Genomic DNA, 13,080 nt, shown 5'->3' with positions numbered 1-13,080 from the left:
TACCGTTACGCTTTTTCCACTTTCACTAAAAATCCCTTGTACTCCGGGGTCTGCGAGTTGGCATCGCCAACCGACGGCGTCAGCGTATTGGCGAGGAAGCCTTTACGCGTGGTGCCTTCAAAGCCCCAGTGACAGGGAATACCCACGGTATCAACCGGCTTGCCGTCAATCATCAGACGCTGCAGACGACGTGTTACCACCGCTTTGGCTTTGATATAGCCACGGCACGACGAGACTTTGACGCTGTCTCCGGCCTTGATGCCTTTCTCCTCTGCCAGTTCGGTGCCGATTTCAACAAACTGCTCCGGCTGCGCAATCGCGTTCAGCAGGGCATGTTTGGTCCAGTGGCGGAACAGTTCGGTGATGGAATAGGTGGTGGCGACGCAGGGATAGTTAGCGGCCTCGCCCAGTTGCGCGGCGTCGCTGCTGAACAGTCGAACGACCGGACTATGACGCTGCTGCGGATTCATAGGATTGTCGGCGAGCGGGCTTTCCATCGGTTCGTAATGTTCCGGGAAGGGGCCGTCGGCCATCTTATCGAGCGCAAACAGGTGGCCAAGACCATCGGGCTGCATGATAAACGGACCGGCCTGCTGCTGTGGCGACAGCGTTACCGGATAATCCGGCACGTCGATGCCGTGCCAGCGAGTGCCATCCCACTCAATCAGGCGGCGCTGCGGATCCCAGGCTTTACCCTGCGCATCGGCGGAGGCGCGGTTATAGAGAATGCGGCGGTTAGCCGGCCACGCCCAGGCCCAGCCGGAGACTGCGCCCAGCCCCGATGGATCGGCGTTGTCGCGTCGTGCCATCTGGTTGCCTTCCGGCGTCCAGCTGCCGCTGTAGATCCAGCAGGCGCTGGCGGTGGTGCCGTCGTTACGCAGCTCTGAGAAGCCGTTGAGCTGCTGGCCTTTTTTCAGCAACAGCTTGCCGCTGGCGTCGTAAATGTCGGCCAGCGCCTGACCGTTGTTCTCCTGCGCCACCTCTTCCGGCTCAGGATTAGACGGATCGCGGTAGTCCCAGCGCATTGCCATCAGCGGCTCTGGGGCTGCACCGCCTTCCAGGCGATAGAGCGCGCGCAGACGCATGAACAGATTGCCGAGAATTTTACCGTCGTGCAGCGCTTCAGCGGGCGGCTCCGCGGCCGCCCAGTGCCACTGCAGCCAGCGTGACGAGTTAGCCACCGATCCCGACTCTTCAGCGAAGCAGGAAGAGGGCAGACGGAACACTTCGGTCTGGATTGTCGACGGATCGACGTCATTAAACTCGTCGTGATGCTGCCAGAAGCTGGCGGTTTCAGTGCGCAGCGGATCGATCACCACCATATATTTGAGGCGGGACAGTGCCCGGACCGCTTTATTTTTGTCCGGGAAGGCGGCCAGCAGGTTGAAGCCCTGAATCAGACAGCCGTTCAGCGCGCCCTGTTCCATCATCTCCGCCTGCGCCATGCAGTCGTAGCTCTTATCCCACTTCGGCAGCCAGTCGTAGCCCCACTGGTTTTCCGCTGTGGCTTTATCACCGTAGAAACTCTTCATCAGGCTGACGAAAAATTTGTCGGTGTTCTGCCAGTAGTTGACCTGATCCGGCAGTGTCGCAACCGGCGTGGCCTGCTGCAGGTAGGTTGCCAGGGTGGTCATCTTCTCGGAGGGCAGTGGCAGATAGCCCGGCAGACTCTGCGCCAGCAGGCCGAGATCGGTGTAGCCCTGCACATTGGAGTGGCCGCGCAGCGCGTTAATACCGCCGCCTGGCATCCCGATATTACCCAGCAGCAGCTGAATCATCGCCGCCGTGCGGATAATCTGCGAACCGTTGGTGTGATGAGTCCAGCCCAGCGCATAGAGAATAGTCGCGGTGCGATTCGGCACACAGGTGGAGGCCAGCTGCCTGCACACCGCAATAAAGGATTCCTGCGAGGTCCCGCACAGGCGCGTCACCATTTCCGGGGTGTAACGGCTGGCATGGGTTTTCAGCAGATTTAGCACGCAGCGCGGGTGAGTGAAGCTCTCATCGCGTTTCGCATGGCCGTTTTCATCCAGCTCATAGTGCCAGCTCTGCCGATCGTACTGACGTGTTTCAGCATCGTAACCGCTGAACAAACCGTCGCTGAAGCTGAAGCCTTCGCTGACAATCAGGGCGGCATTGGTGAAGGCGCGAACATACTCCTGCTGAATCTGATTGTGTTGCAGCAGATAGTTGATCACCCCCATCAGGAAAACCACGTCGCTGCCCGCACGCAGTGGCGCGTAGAGATCGGCGACCGCCGCAGAGCGGTTAAAGCGTGGATCGACCACGATGACCTGCGCATTGTTATGGGTTTTGGCTTCAATCACCCATTTAAAGCCAACCGGATGCGCCTCGGCGGGGTTGCCGCCCATGATCATCACCACATTGGCGTTTTTGATGTCGTTCCAGTTATTGGTCATCGCACCGCGACCAAAGCTGGGAGCCAGCGCGGCCACGGTCGGGCCGTGACACAGGCGCGCCTGGTTTTCCAGCGCCAGTATACCCAGCGAGCGGGCAAATTTCTGATCGAGCAGGCCGGTTTCATTACTGGCGGCGGAAGAGCAGAGCATGGCGGTAGTCGGCCAGCGGTTTACCGTGACGCCAGCGGCATTGGTGGCCTGGAAATTGGCATCGCGATCCTGCTTCATCAGGCGGGCAATACGGTCAAATGCCTCATCCCAGCTGATGCGCTGCCATTTATCCGAGCCCGGCGCGCGGTATTCCGGGTATTTCAGGCGCTGTTCACTGTGAATAAAGTCGAGCACGCCCGCACCTTTGGGGCAGAGCGATCCGCGACTGACCGGATGGTCAGGGTCGCCTTCAATATGGTAAATCGAGGCGCGGGCATTTTTAGCGCCATCACCCAGGCTGTAAATCAGCATGCCGCAGCCGACTGAGCAGTAGGTGCAGTTATTACGGGTTTCTCTGGCGCGAATGAGTTTGAACTCTCTGACGCTGGCTAAGGCTGTGGTGGGGGCAAAACCGAGTAACGCCGCGCTGGTGCCCGCCAACCCGCCAGCACAGATTTTGAAAAAACTCCGTCTGTTAATTTGCATTTTATCGTTCTTCTTTATTGGCTCCATTGCGAAGCCTTGCAAAATAGCAGCCCTATCTGCCTGTAAGTTGACCAGGGTCAACAGGTTAGTCATTAGTAATTCTTTTTCTAAATTTTGTTAAAAATCCTCGGCAACGGATCCCCGGCGCAAGCAGATTTCCTTTAGCGGCAGATAATTACTGTTGTTTTATGCTTACCGATGTTAAAGCCTGAAAGATACCTATTCGCATGCGTCCCGCCAGCAGGCGTGGCTGCGCCTTTTCCGATGAGAAAACCGCATGAATTGCCCCGCTGTTTATTTGCGCCGCACCGGGCCAGAAGGCAAAATTAGTCTGCGTCTGATCGCCGCTGTGCAGCCGTACTGACTGTCGCATTTCATTATTTATTAACAACAGGTCGTAATTTTTGAAAGCTATTCAGCCTGACTCAGGCGAAGATTTAACAATTGAGGCCGGCGTCAGCAGAACGCAGGTATGGCAGCGTGCCGATTTGACCGCAGCAGAATCTGACTGGCTGGCGGACGAGGTGCCGGTGGCACTGGTTTACAACGGCATCTCTCACGTGGTGATGATGACCACGCCTAAAGATCTGGAGGCGTTTGCGCTGGGTTTTTCGCTGTCAGAGGGCATTATCGACGCGCAAGGTGACATTTTCGGCATGGACATCGTGCCGGGCTGTCACGGCATTGAGGTTCAGATTGAGCTTTCCAGCCGCCGTTTTATGGCGCTGAAAGAGCAGCGTCGTGCGCTGGCAGGCCGTACTGGTTGCGGCGTATGCGGTGTTGAACAGCTGGACCAGATTGGCAAGCCGCTCTCTCCGTTGCCGTTTACCCAGACCTTTGCGCTGGATAAGCTGGATCGGGCGCTGGGCCAGCTGAAAGCGTATCAGCCGGTCGGACAGAAAACCGGCTGCACCCATGCTGCCGCGTGGATCCAGCCCGATGGTCAGCTGGCCGGTGGCTGCGAAGATGTGGGTCGCCATGTGGCACTGGATAAGCTGCTGGGCTATCGCAGCCAGGCTGAGTGGGGGCCAGGCGCGGTGCTGGTCTCCAGCCGTGCCAGCTATGAGATGGTGCAGAAGTCCGCCATGTGTGGGGCTGAGATCCTGTTCGCAGTCTCGGCAGCAACCCGCCTGGCGGTTGAGGTGGCTGAGCGCTGCAATCTGACGCTGGTCGGGTTCAGTAAACCTGGACGCGCCACGGTTTACAGCCATCCTCAGCGACTGCGTTAAACCACCATCACCTCTGGCAGCGTCTGCTGCAACGCCTCAAGGGCGGCACTGTTGTCGCCGCCACTATCCGTAATCAGCAGGTTGATCGCCGGTGACGGCGCGTAAACCGTGCGGCTGACTACGCCCAGTTTAGTGTGATCGGCCAGCAGATAGCAGGAAGTGGATTGCTGCACCATCGCCCTGGCGATGGCCGCTTCGTGCGGATGAAAACTGCTGGCACCACAACCCGCCTCAATGCCGACCGGCGACAGCAGCGCCACATCGGCGCGGTAGCGGATAATCTCACCCACGGTAATTTCGCCGCGCGTCTGTTGTGCGCCCGCCGACATCGTCCCGCCCAGCAAAATAATCTGATTATTCAGCGGCTGATCTTCTTCTCCGGCGCTCAGCGCCAGCGCGGCCTGCAGGCTGTTGGTCACAATCGTCAGGCCGGAAAGGGCGTGCAACTCCTCTGCCAGCAGCGTGGTGGTGCTGCCCGCATCCAGAAACAGCGTCTGTCCGGGCTGCAGCAACTGCGCAGCGGCGCGGGCGATGGCGCGCTTCTCCCGGGCCTGATTACTGCGGCGTTCCGTCAGCGGCGGTTCAGCCCGAGTTTCAATCGCCACCAGCCCGCCGTGAACGCGGCGTGCCAGACCCAGCGCTTCCAGCTCAATGATATCGCGGCGCGCGGTTTCGCGTGATACCCCCAGCTCCCTGATAATGCGCTCGGTACTCACCTGGTTAAGCCGGGTCAGTAAGGCACGGATGCGATGAAGGCGCGTTTCCTGCAGCATAAAGGTTTCCTTATAAAGCGCGAAGAGCACGGATGATACGCCTGTGAAGCGAAAGATTCCGTCTGAATCAGAGAGCAAGCTTAGCGCGGCGATCTGCCTGCGTCATGTGTATTTTATTGTATTTGTGTATTTGGTTGCATTTTAGATTCAGGCAGGCATGATAAAGGCGTCAGCTCTTCCTCCTTCATCCTTGTAACGGGAGTCATTATGGCCACGCGTTCCACTATTATGGATACCAACAGTTTCCGCGCCGAACATGCCGATGCGCTCGACAGCGAGACGCGCAAACTGACCGATAAACGCAGCAAAGTGCTTGGCGAATCTTATCGCCTGTTCTATCGCAAACCGGTGCATCTGGTGCGGGGTGAGGGGCAATATCTGTGGGATGCGGCGGGCGATAAATATCTCGACGTCTACAACAACGTGGCGAGCATCGGTCATTGCCATCCGGCCGTGACTGAGGCGGTGACGCAGCAGATGAAAATGCTGAACACCCACACCCGTTATCTGCATGAAAATATTCTGGACTACAGTGAAGCGCTGCTGGCGACTACGCCCACGGCGATCGATCGCGCGATGTATATGTGCACCGGATCGGAAGCTAACGACCTGGCGATTCGCGTGGCGCGCGCCTTTAGCGGCGGCAGCGGGATTATTGTCAGTAAAGAGGCCTATCACGGCACCAGTGAGCTGACATCCGGCGCTTCTCCGGCGCTGGGCAGTGGCCAGCCGCTTGCGCCCACCACGCGGCTGGTGATGCCACCGGATGCGTATCGTGTGGATGCGCCTGACCTGGGCGACTGGTTCGCTGACCAGATTCAGCAGCAGATTGATGATATGGCGGCGCACGGCATTAAATTTGCCGGTTTCCTGGCGGACTCAATCTTCTCCTCGGACGGCGTGTTGCCCGATCCGCGCGGCTTCCTGAAAAAAGCGGTCGAGGTGGTGCATGCCAACGGCGGCATCTTTATTGCCGATGAAGTGCAGCCTGGTTTTGGCCGTACCGGTGACGCGTTCTGGGGCTTTGGCCGCCACGATGTGGTGCCTGACATCATTACCACCGGCAAGCCAATGGGCAACGGCATTCCGGTTTCCGGCCTGCTGGCAAAAAGTGAAGTGCTGGCCGCCTTCAGCGACTCAATTCCTTACTTCAATACCTTTGGTGGTAATCCGGTCGCGATGGCGGCGGCGCAGGCGGTACTGAACGTGATCACCGAAGAGGGGTTACAGGAACACAGCCGCGTGGTCGGCGCGAAGCTGCTGGCGGAGCTGCGAACCCTGATGGATCGCTATGAGTGCGTGGGGGATGTGCGCGGTGCCGGACTGTTTATCGGTTTTGAGCTGGTCACCGATCGTCACAGCAAAACGCCGGACAAAACGCTGGCGCTGGATTTAATCGAGAAGCTGCGTGAACATCGCGTGCTGACCTCGGTCGCCGGCCCGTATGGGAATGTGCTGAAACTGCGTCCGCCACTGGCGTTCCAGGAAGGTGATATCGACTGGCTGGTCGGCGCGCTCGACAGTGGGCTGCGCGAACTCGGCAGGTAACGCGCAGGGCAGGGCAGATGCGGCGTTCGGGCGAGATGAGTGCCTGCTGGTGGTGCTGGCAGAGTGCTTCGCTCTCCCTGTCTGATAAAGCTGAAAAGGTGGAGTCAGCAGCAGCATGCTGTAAAAACAACAGGTTGCTTTTGCCAGATTTCTCAAATCCTTATGGTTAATAGGGCATTGATTACCCTTTTACGCTACATGAATTTAACTATAATGATTCGACTGCTTACGCGGCACGTCCCGAATTCGTCGTGCTGCTCAAACTAAATGGAGAGGAAGAACATGAGTTATTCACTGCCATCCCTGCCTTACGCATACGACGCACTGGAACCGCATTTCGACAAGCAGACGATGGAAATCCATCACACCAAACATCACCAGACCTACGTGAACAACGCTAACGCGGCGCTGGAAGGCACTGAATTTGCCAATCTGCCGGTAGAAGAGCTGATTACCAAACTGGATCAGCTGCCAGCCGACAAAAAAGGCCCACTGCGTAACAACGCAGGCGGCCATGCTAACCACAGCCTGTTCTGGAAAGGCCTGAAAACCGGCACCACGCTGCAGGGCGACCTGAAAGCGGCTATCGAGAAAGATTTCGGTAGCGTGGAAAAATTCCAGGAAGAGTTCGAGAAAGCGGCTGCGACCCGTTTCGGCTCAGGCTGGGCGTGGCTGGTTAAAAAAGGCGACAAACTGGCTGTGGTATCTACCGCAAACCAGGACAACCCGCTGATGGGTGAAGCGGTTGCTGGCGTTTCTGGCTTCCCAATCATCGGTCTGGACGTGTGGGAACACGCCTACTACCTGAAGTATCAGAACAAACGTCCTGATTACATCAAAGCATTCTGGAACGTGGTCAACTGGGACGAAGCAGCAGCCCGCTTCGCAGCAGCCCAGTAAGTTAACCCAGTGTTAACGTGATGACGATAAACCGGTGGAATTTATTTCGCCGGTTTTTTTTATCTTTAACTTCTGTTGTCCCAGATTAAACCAAAAATAAACGGATCTCGCTTTTTAACCGCCGCGCTTTTAACCTTCTGCCACATTAACACGCCGTTGATACTCGTTGTCTTATGCTCAGTGACATTCCTGCTCACTGTGTGTCGATGATTATGTCAATTATAACTACTCACGAAACCACGACCGATTCTTCTGCATCGCTTTTTTTTCAGTTAATTAGCGGAAAATACGTTCCGAATAAACTCTGGATAAGTAAACGTTTCCGGCTGAAATTTGTGTTAAGAACCTTAATATCGCCGCTGACTACGCTGCGTTATCTGGATGAGCTGTCGCATTTACCGCAACTCCCTCTGTTGATGAGTACTCAGGGATTGCTGCCAGCCAAGCTGCACCGGCCCTATCTGCGCTCAGGGTTGAGCATTGCTGCGCGCGCGCAGGCGATACTTGATCATTACAGCCTGATGAATAATCTGGAAAACCCTGCGCTGCGTCAGCTGCTGCAAAGCGCCACGGATAATCCGCTGGCTACGCTGACCGGTAAAAATGGCGAAACCTTTTTACTTTCCTGCAGTTCCGGTTATTTCGATCGGGAAGGGGAAGTGACGCTGGTATTACGTTATAACGACGAAATTATTGCTTCACTTTCATTTTCAATTCTCAATGAAAATAACCAGCGCACATTATTAATTGGCGGATTACAGGGTCCGCGGAAACATATCAATAATGAAGTGATCCGCGAGGCGACCAAAGCGGCGCAGGGTCTCTTTCCGAAACGCCTGTTAATGGAAGCGGTATTTATTGTGGCGAAGCAGTGCGGTGTGGAGAATATTCTGGCGGTAGGCGATGAGACTCATGTCTTCCGCAGCCTGCGTTACCGTCACAGCAAAGGAGATAAGTTCTTTGCCAGCTACAGTGAGTTCTGGCTGTCGCTGAGTGGCGAGGCGCGCAGGGATGGGATGTTTATTCTGCCACTGAGCCTGCCGCGCAAAACGCTGGAGGAGATTGCCAGTAAGAAGCGGGCTGAGTATCGTCGCCGCTATGAATTGCTGGATGCGCTGGCGGAGCAGGTCTATGCCGCCGCCGGCGAACGCAAAGCCGATGTCGATCAGGCTGCTGCCTGATCGACCCGTCAGAATGCGGTTTTGGCGAAGCCGGTCATTGCTCTCAGCCCCATCTCACGTCCCAGCGCGGTCATTGGATGCACCACGACCAGGCCGCGCACGCTTTTCTTCAGCGCGCCCAGATTTGCCTGCTCTTTCTTGGTAATTTCGCGGCTGAAGCCCATTTTTTGCAGCTTCTGCGCCTCGGCACTGAGTTTTTCAACCCGCTGACCGCGCAGACGCTCAATCTCAATGACCAGCGCTTCTTTCTCTTTCAGCAACGCGCCCAGTTTCTCGACATCACCCGATTCCAGTAACTGCGGCTCTTTGCGGTTCAATGCGTCCAGCTTATCGCTGAGAAGTTTGATTTCGTTCTTTTCTTGCTCTTTCATGACAACAACTCGTTGAGGAAAACAGGCAAAGGATACACCAAATCTGGCGCATATTCCCGCTCAGGTTAAGACGAAAAAGGCGCCGTGATGGCGCCTGACAGGATTAGCTGCCGGACTTTTTAAACGCCTGCTTCATACTGATGCGGGCGATCAGCTCGGTTAGCGACAGGACCATGGTGGATCGCACCATCTGCAGATAGCGCTGCTGCTGCATGCTGCGCAGCTCTGCATCTTCGGTGTGAAACACCGGCGCGGGCGGCCAGGCGGTGACGCAGTGCAGTTCACCAAACGGGCCAAGGATCTCATCGTCGGTAAAACGATAATCACCGCTGTCGTGATTCAGCTCTTCGCGCAGCGCCAGCAGCAGTTCACCATCTTCATATTCGTGCCGGCTGATAACGCCAAGACCGTAAATCAGCTTCAGACGAACCGAGAGTTCGCCTAAAGGACCGTTCCCCAGCAGCAGTGGTTCTACGGCATATTTCACCGCGTAGTCATCTTTGCGGAAGACCTGCAGCACCAGCAGATTGACGGCTTCAGCCAATAGCTCAACGGCGGCGATCAGAAAGCTTCTCACCGAACGACCGGCGTTCAGGCGCTCAAGCACCCGGTTTTCAAAAGCCTGCTTCTCTTCCATTATTGCCTGCATGGGTTCAATACCGCCGTTGGGCGCAGGCGAACTGCGCCCGGCTTGCGTCACTAACACGCGCGCATTATGCCATAGCGTGCCAGGCGCTCACCACAGAAGCTACCACTTCGCTGTCAGCATCCAGACCTGAAACCTCAGCCAGCGTCGCCTGTGGGCCTTTTTCTGCCAGCAGCGTGGCCAGCTCCTGCGCCTGTGGGTCCTGGTCGCTGCGATAGTGCATCGCGGCGGCAATGCCCTGCACCAGGCTGGCGTGCGGTAAACCATACTCCAGCGTGCCCAGCGTCGGCTTGATCAGGCGATCGCCCGCGCTGAGTTTACGCAGCGGCTGACGACCCACACGCTCAACATCATCTTTCAGATAGGGGTTTTCAAAACGGCCAAGAATTTTCTGGATGTAGGCCGCATGTTTATCCGCCTCAAAACCGTAGCGCTTAATCAGCACCGCGCCGCTCTCTTCCATCGCCCCTTTTACCACGGCCCGGATTTTTTCATCGAGGATGGCGTCACGAATGGTCTGGTGACCGGCCAGCTGGCCAAGATAGGCGGTAATCGCGTGACCGGTGTTCAGTGTGAAGAGTTTACGCTCAACAAATGCCATCAGGTTATCGGTCAGTTCCATACCCGGAATCGCAGGCAGGTCGCCTTTAAACTGAGTTTTATCGACGATCCATTCGCTGAAGGTTTCCACGGTCACTTCCAGCGGATCGGTGCTGCCCGCTTCAGATGGTGGCACGATGCGATCGACAGCGGAATCCACAAAGCCGACATGCTGCTCCAGCCAGGCGTGATACTGCTCCGGCAGCGCCTTCAGCACATGCTGTTTCAGCTGGCTGGTGCCGCGCACCATATTCTCACAGGCGATAATATTTAGCGGGCGGGTATTGCCGTTGTCACTGCGTTTTGCCAGCCCTTTAGCCACACTGCCGGCAATACGCTCCAGAATCTGCGGGCCCACGGCGGTGGTAACGAGATCGACTTCAGAAACCAGGGTGATGATCTCATCGCTGGTGCTGTTTACCGCACTGACGCCTTTAACGGTTTCTGTTTTGGCCTGCTCGCCAACCACATGAACGGGATACTCATGACGCGCGTTCAGTGCATCCAGCACCGTCTGATTCACATCAGCAAAAACCAGTTCGATACCTGCATCAGCCAGTAACTTGCCGATAAAGCCGCGACCAATGTTTCCTGCTCCGAAATGTAACGCTTTCATAATTTTTGACCCATATCAAATGACGATGGGGCGGGCAAACCCGCCCCAGGAAATCGGGACGGGCATGACCGCCCCAGGGAAAATAATTGCTATAAATTACGCGATTGCAGGCTTACCTGACAGCAGATCCAGCACTTCCTGCACGCTGGTGGTGTTCGCCAGCTTCTCAATCACGCTGTCATCATCCAGCGCATTGGTCAGGCTGGTGATCACCTGGATGTGCTCGTTGTTACGGGCAGCAATACCAATCACCAGGCGCGCCACATCCTCCGGCTCTTCACCGAACAGGACGCCTGCCGGGTACTGACAGAACACCACGCCGGTTTTCAGCACGCGATCTTTCGCTTCGACCGTACCGTGCGGCACGGCAATCGACTCACCGAGATAGGTCGGCGTCAGTTTCTCACGCGCCAGCATCGCCTCAACGTATTCAGGCTCAACGTAACCGCCTTTCACCAGCTGTTCACCCGCAAAGCGAATCGCCTGCTCTTTGTTACTGGCGGTCAGGCCGAGGAAGACGTTATCCGCACCCAGTTTAAACAGGTGTGCGTTGCCTTCATCGTAGCTGTCAGAGAGCGCGGTATTCACCGTTTGACGATGCACGTCGCTGCGGTTAGCCGCCACCAGACGCTCGGTCAGGGTGCTGTAGAGCGCGCTGTCGAGGAAGTTGTTCAGCGAGATATGCTGCGCATGCGGAGCCTGACGAATGGCGCGCTCAGTCAGGTCACGGTGGGTAATCACCAGATCGACATCACCCGGCAGGGCGTTGATCGCGGTATTGGTCACCGACACATTGCTCAGCCCGGCGTCCTGCACTTTCTTACGCAGTACGCCTGCACCCATCGCGCTGGAACCCATACCGGCATCACAGGCGACGATGATTTTACGCACGTGATGCAGTTCAACGCTCATGGCATCGCTGGCGACTGGGGCACCCGCGCCGCTCTGGCCTTTAGACTGCGCTTTCATCTCATGCATGCGCTGGGTCGCGGCTTCGATATCGTCATCTTCTTTGACTTTGCTGGTTTTCAGCAGGATAGCGGACACCACGAAGGAGACAGCGAAGGCCGCAGCAATAGCGGCGATGTTCGCGAAGTAGGCACCTTTTGGCGTCATTGCCAGCACCGCCAGGATTGAACCCGGTGAGGCAGGAGAGACCAGGCCACCGTTCAGCACAGTCAGCGTGAAGACGCCGGTCATACCGCCAAGGATAACCGCCAGCAGCAGGCGAGGGGCCATCAGCACATACGGGAAGTAGATCTCATGGATGCCGCCAAGGAAGTGGATGATTGCCGCACCGCCCGCAGACTGTTTAGCACTGCCACGACCAAAGAACATATAGGCCATCAGCACACCCATACCCGGACCCGGGTTGGCTTCGATCAGGAAGAAAATGGATTTGCCGGCTTCACTCGCCTGCTGGATACCGAGCGGCGAGAAGATACCGTGGTTAATGGCGTTGTTCAGGAACAGGATTTTCGCGGGTTCGACGAAGATTGAGGTCAGTGGCAGCAGGTTGTTCTGCACCATCAGATTCACGCCCGCGGCGAGAATGTGTGACAGACCTTCTACCAGCGGACCGATCGCCAGGAACGCCAGCAATGCCAGTATCATCCCGATAATACCGGCCGAGAAGTTGTTGACCAGCATCTCGAAGCCGCTTTTGATTTTGCCGTCAATCGCCCGGTCAAACGACTTGATTGCCCAGCCGCCCAGCGGACCGGCAATCATCGCGCCGAGGAACATTGGCATATCAGCACCGACAATCACACCCATGGTGGTAATGGCACCGACCACGCCGCCGCGATCGTCGCCGACCAGACGCCCACCGGTGAAACCGATCAGCAGTGGCAGCAGGTAGGTGATCATCGGGCCAACCAGTTTGGCCAGCGTTTCGTTAGGGATCCAGCCAGTTGGAATAAACAGTGCGGTGATGATACCCCAGGCGATAAACGCCCCGATGTTTGGCATCACCATATTACTCAGAAAGCGACCAAAGCTTTGTACTTTGACCTTCACTGATGAGGACATAAACCCACCCCTTATTGAGACGCGCTGCAATAGGAGAGCGCGCTTGTTTTTGTTTAGCCACCCCGACCCAAAGCCGGTGGTATTACTGTATGCACGCGGACTCTATCACGCGAATTTGACGCTGCGTAG

Annotated in this window: 10 protein-coding genes; 4 read left to right on the top strand and 6 right to left on the bottom strand. The window is 56.6% G+C overall.

Annotated elements, in window-relative coordinates; translation table 11 throughout:
• Nucleotides 1–5: 5 nt before the first annotated feature.
• Entirely contained in the window at nucleotides 6–3,056 is a 3,051-nt protein-coding gene (gene fdnG, locus ACR8BN_RS18800; protein WP_191939431.1) for a formate dehydrogenase-N subunit alpha, read from the bottom strand.
• Between the two features lie 404 nt (nucleotides 3,057–3,460).
• On the opposite strand from fdnG, the gene fdhD reads away from it, so the two are divergent.
• On the top strand, nucleotides 3,461–4,285 hold the full coding sequence (fdhD, locus tag ACR8BN_RS18795) for a formate dehydrogenase accessory sulfurtransferase FdhD (protein WP_434747223.1): 825 nt from the start codon (nucleotides 3,461–3,463) through the stop codon (nucleotides 4,283–4,285).
• Here the strand turns inward: fdhD and ACR8BN_RS18790 are convergent.
• Entirely contained in the window at nucleotides 4,282–5,058 is a 777-nt protein-coding gene (locus ACR8BN_RS18790; protein ID WP_052270949.1) for a DeoR/GlpR family DNA-binding transcription regulator, read from the bottom strand. The two genes, fdhD and ACR8BN_RS18790, sit on opposite strands and share 4 nt — an antisense overlap.
• A gap of 207 nt (nucleotides 5,059–5,265) precedes the next feature.
• Between ACR8BN_RS18790 and ACR8BN_RS18785 the strand changes: the two genes are divergently transcribed.
• The 3 genes from ACR8BN_RS18785 (at nucleotide 5,266) to ACR8BN_RS18775 (ending at nucleotide 8,687) form a co-directional block, all read left to right on the top strand.
• Nucleotides 5,266–6,606, top strand: coding sequence for an aspartate aminotransferase family protein (locus ACR8BN_RS18785; protein WP_434747222.1), 1,341 nt, complete (start codon nucleotides 5,266–5,268; stop codon nucleotides 6,604–6,606).
• Nucleotides 6,607–6,888: 282 nt separating this feature from the next.
• Complete coding sequence (gene sodA, locus ACR8BN_RS18780) at nucleotides 6,889–7,506, top strand: superoxide dismutase [Mn] (RefSeq protein ID WP_008926407.1); 618 nt, start codon at nucleotides 6,889–6,891, stop codon at nucleotides 7,504–7,506.
• Nucleotides 7,507–7,718: 212 nt separating this feature from the next.
• Entirely contained in the window at nucleotides 7,719–8,687 is a 969-nt protein-coding gene (locus ACR8BN_RS18775; protein WP_031593514.1) for a VirK/YbjX family protein, read from the top strand.
• Between the two features lie 8 nt (nucleotides 8,688–8,695).
• Here the strand turns inward: ACR8BN_RS18775 and ACR8BN_RS18770 are convergent, their stop codons facing one another.
• From ACR8BN_RS18770 to ACR8BN_RS18755, 4 genes are all read right to left on the bottom strand, one after another.
• On the bottom strand, nucleotides 8,696–9,058 hold the full coding sequence (locus tag ACR8BN_RS18770) for a YibL family ribosome-associated protein (protein ID WP_033734703.1): 363 nt from the start codon (nucleotides 9,056–9,058) through the stop codon (nucleotides 8,696–8,698).
• 103 nt (nucleotides 9,059–9,161) lie between these two features.
• Nucleotides 9,162–9,707, bottom strand: a complete 546-nt coding sequence (gene mtlR, locus ACR8BN_RS18765; RefSeq protein WP_133248908.1) for a mannitol operon repressor MtlR — start codon at nucleotides 9,705–9,707, stop codon at nucleotides 9,162–9,164.
• 64 nt (nucleotides 9,708–9,771) lie between these two features.
• Nucleotides 9,772–10,920, bottom strand: a complete 1,149-nt coding sequence (gene mtlD, locus ACR8BN_RS18760; RefSeq protein WP_010257450.1) for a mannitol-1-phosphate 5-dehydrogenase — start codon at nucleotides 10,918–10,920, stop codon at nucleotides 9,772–9,774.
• Between the two features lie 96 nt (nucleotides 10,921–11,016).
• Entirely contained in the window at nucleotides 11,017–12,951 is a 1,935-nt protein-coding gene (locus tag ACR8BN_RS18755) for a PTS mannitol transporter subunit IICBA (RefSeq protein ID WP_434747221.1), read from the bottom strand.
• Nucleotides 12,952–13,080: the final 129 nt, after the last annotated feature.

The sequence above is a fragment of the Pantoea sp. Lu_F5_004 genome (genome assembly GCF_051136245.1).
Classification (GTDB): domain Bacteria; phylum Pseudomonadota; class Gammaproteobacteria; order Enterobacterales; family Enterobacteriaceae; genus Pantoea; species Pantoea agglomerans.
This window is presented reverse-complemented; position numbering and strand designations above follow the sequence as displayed.

Coding starts and splice junctions, on each gene's coding strand:
- ACR8BN_RS18785 (WP_434747222.1), top strand. CDS start 5,266: ATGGCCACGCGTTCCACTATTATGGATACCAACAGTTTCCGCGCCGAA.
- ACR8BN_RS18775 (WP_031593514.1), top strand. CDS start 7,719: ATGTCAATTATAACTACTCACGAAACCACGACCGATTCTTCTGCATCG.
- ACR8BN_RS18770 (WP_033734703.1), bottom strand. CDS start 9,058: ATGAAAGAGCAAGAAAAGAACGAAATCAAACTTCTCAGCGATAAGCTG.
- ACR8BN_RS18755 (WP_434747221.1), bottom strand. CDS start 12,951: ATGTCCTCATCAGTGAAGGTCAAAGTACAAAGCTTTGGTCGCTTTCTG.
- fdnG (WP_191939431.1), bottom strand. CDS start 3,056: ATGCAAATTAACAGACGGAGTTTTTTCAAAATCTGTGCTGGCGGGTTG.
- sodA (WP_008926407.1), top strand. CDS start 6,889: ATGAGTTATTCACTGCCATCCCTGCCTTACGCATACGACGCACTGGAA.
- mtlR (WP_133248908.1), bottom strand. CDS start 9,707: ATGCAGGCAATAATGGAAGAGAAGCAGGCTTTTGAAAACCGGGTGCTT.
- ACR8BN_RS18790 (WP_052270949.1), bottom strand. CDS start 5,058: ATGCTGCAGGAAACGCGCCTTCATCGCATCCGTGCCTTACTGACCCGG.
- mtlD (WP_010257450.1), bottom strand. CDS start 10,920: ATGAAAGCGTTACATTTCGGAGCAGGAAACATTGGTCGCGGCTTTATC.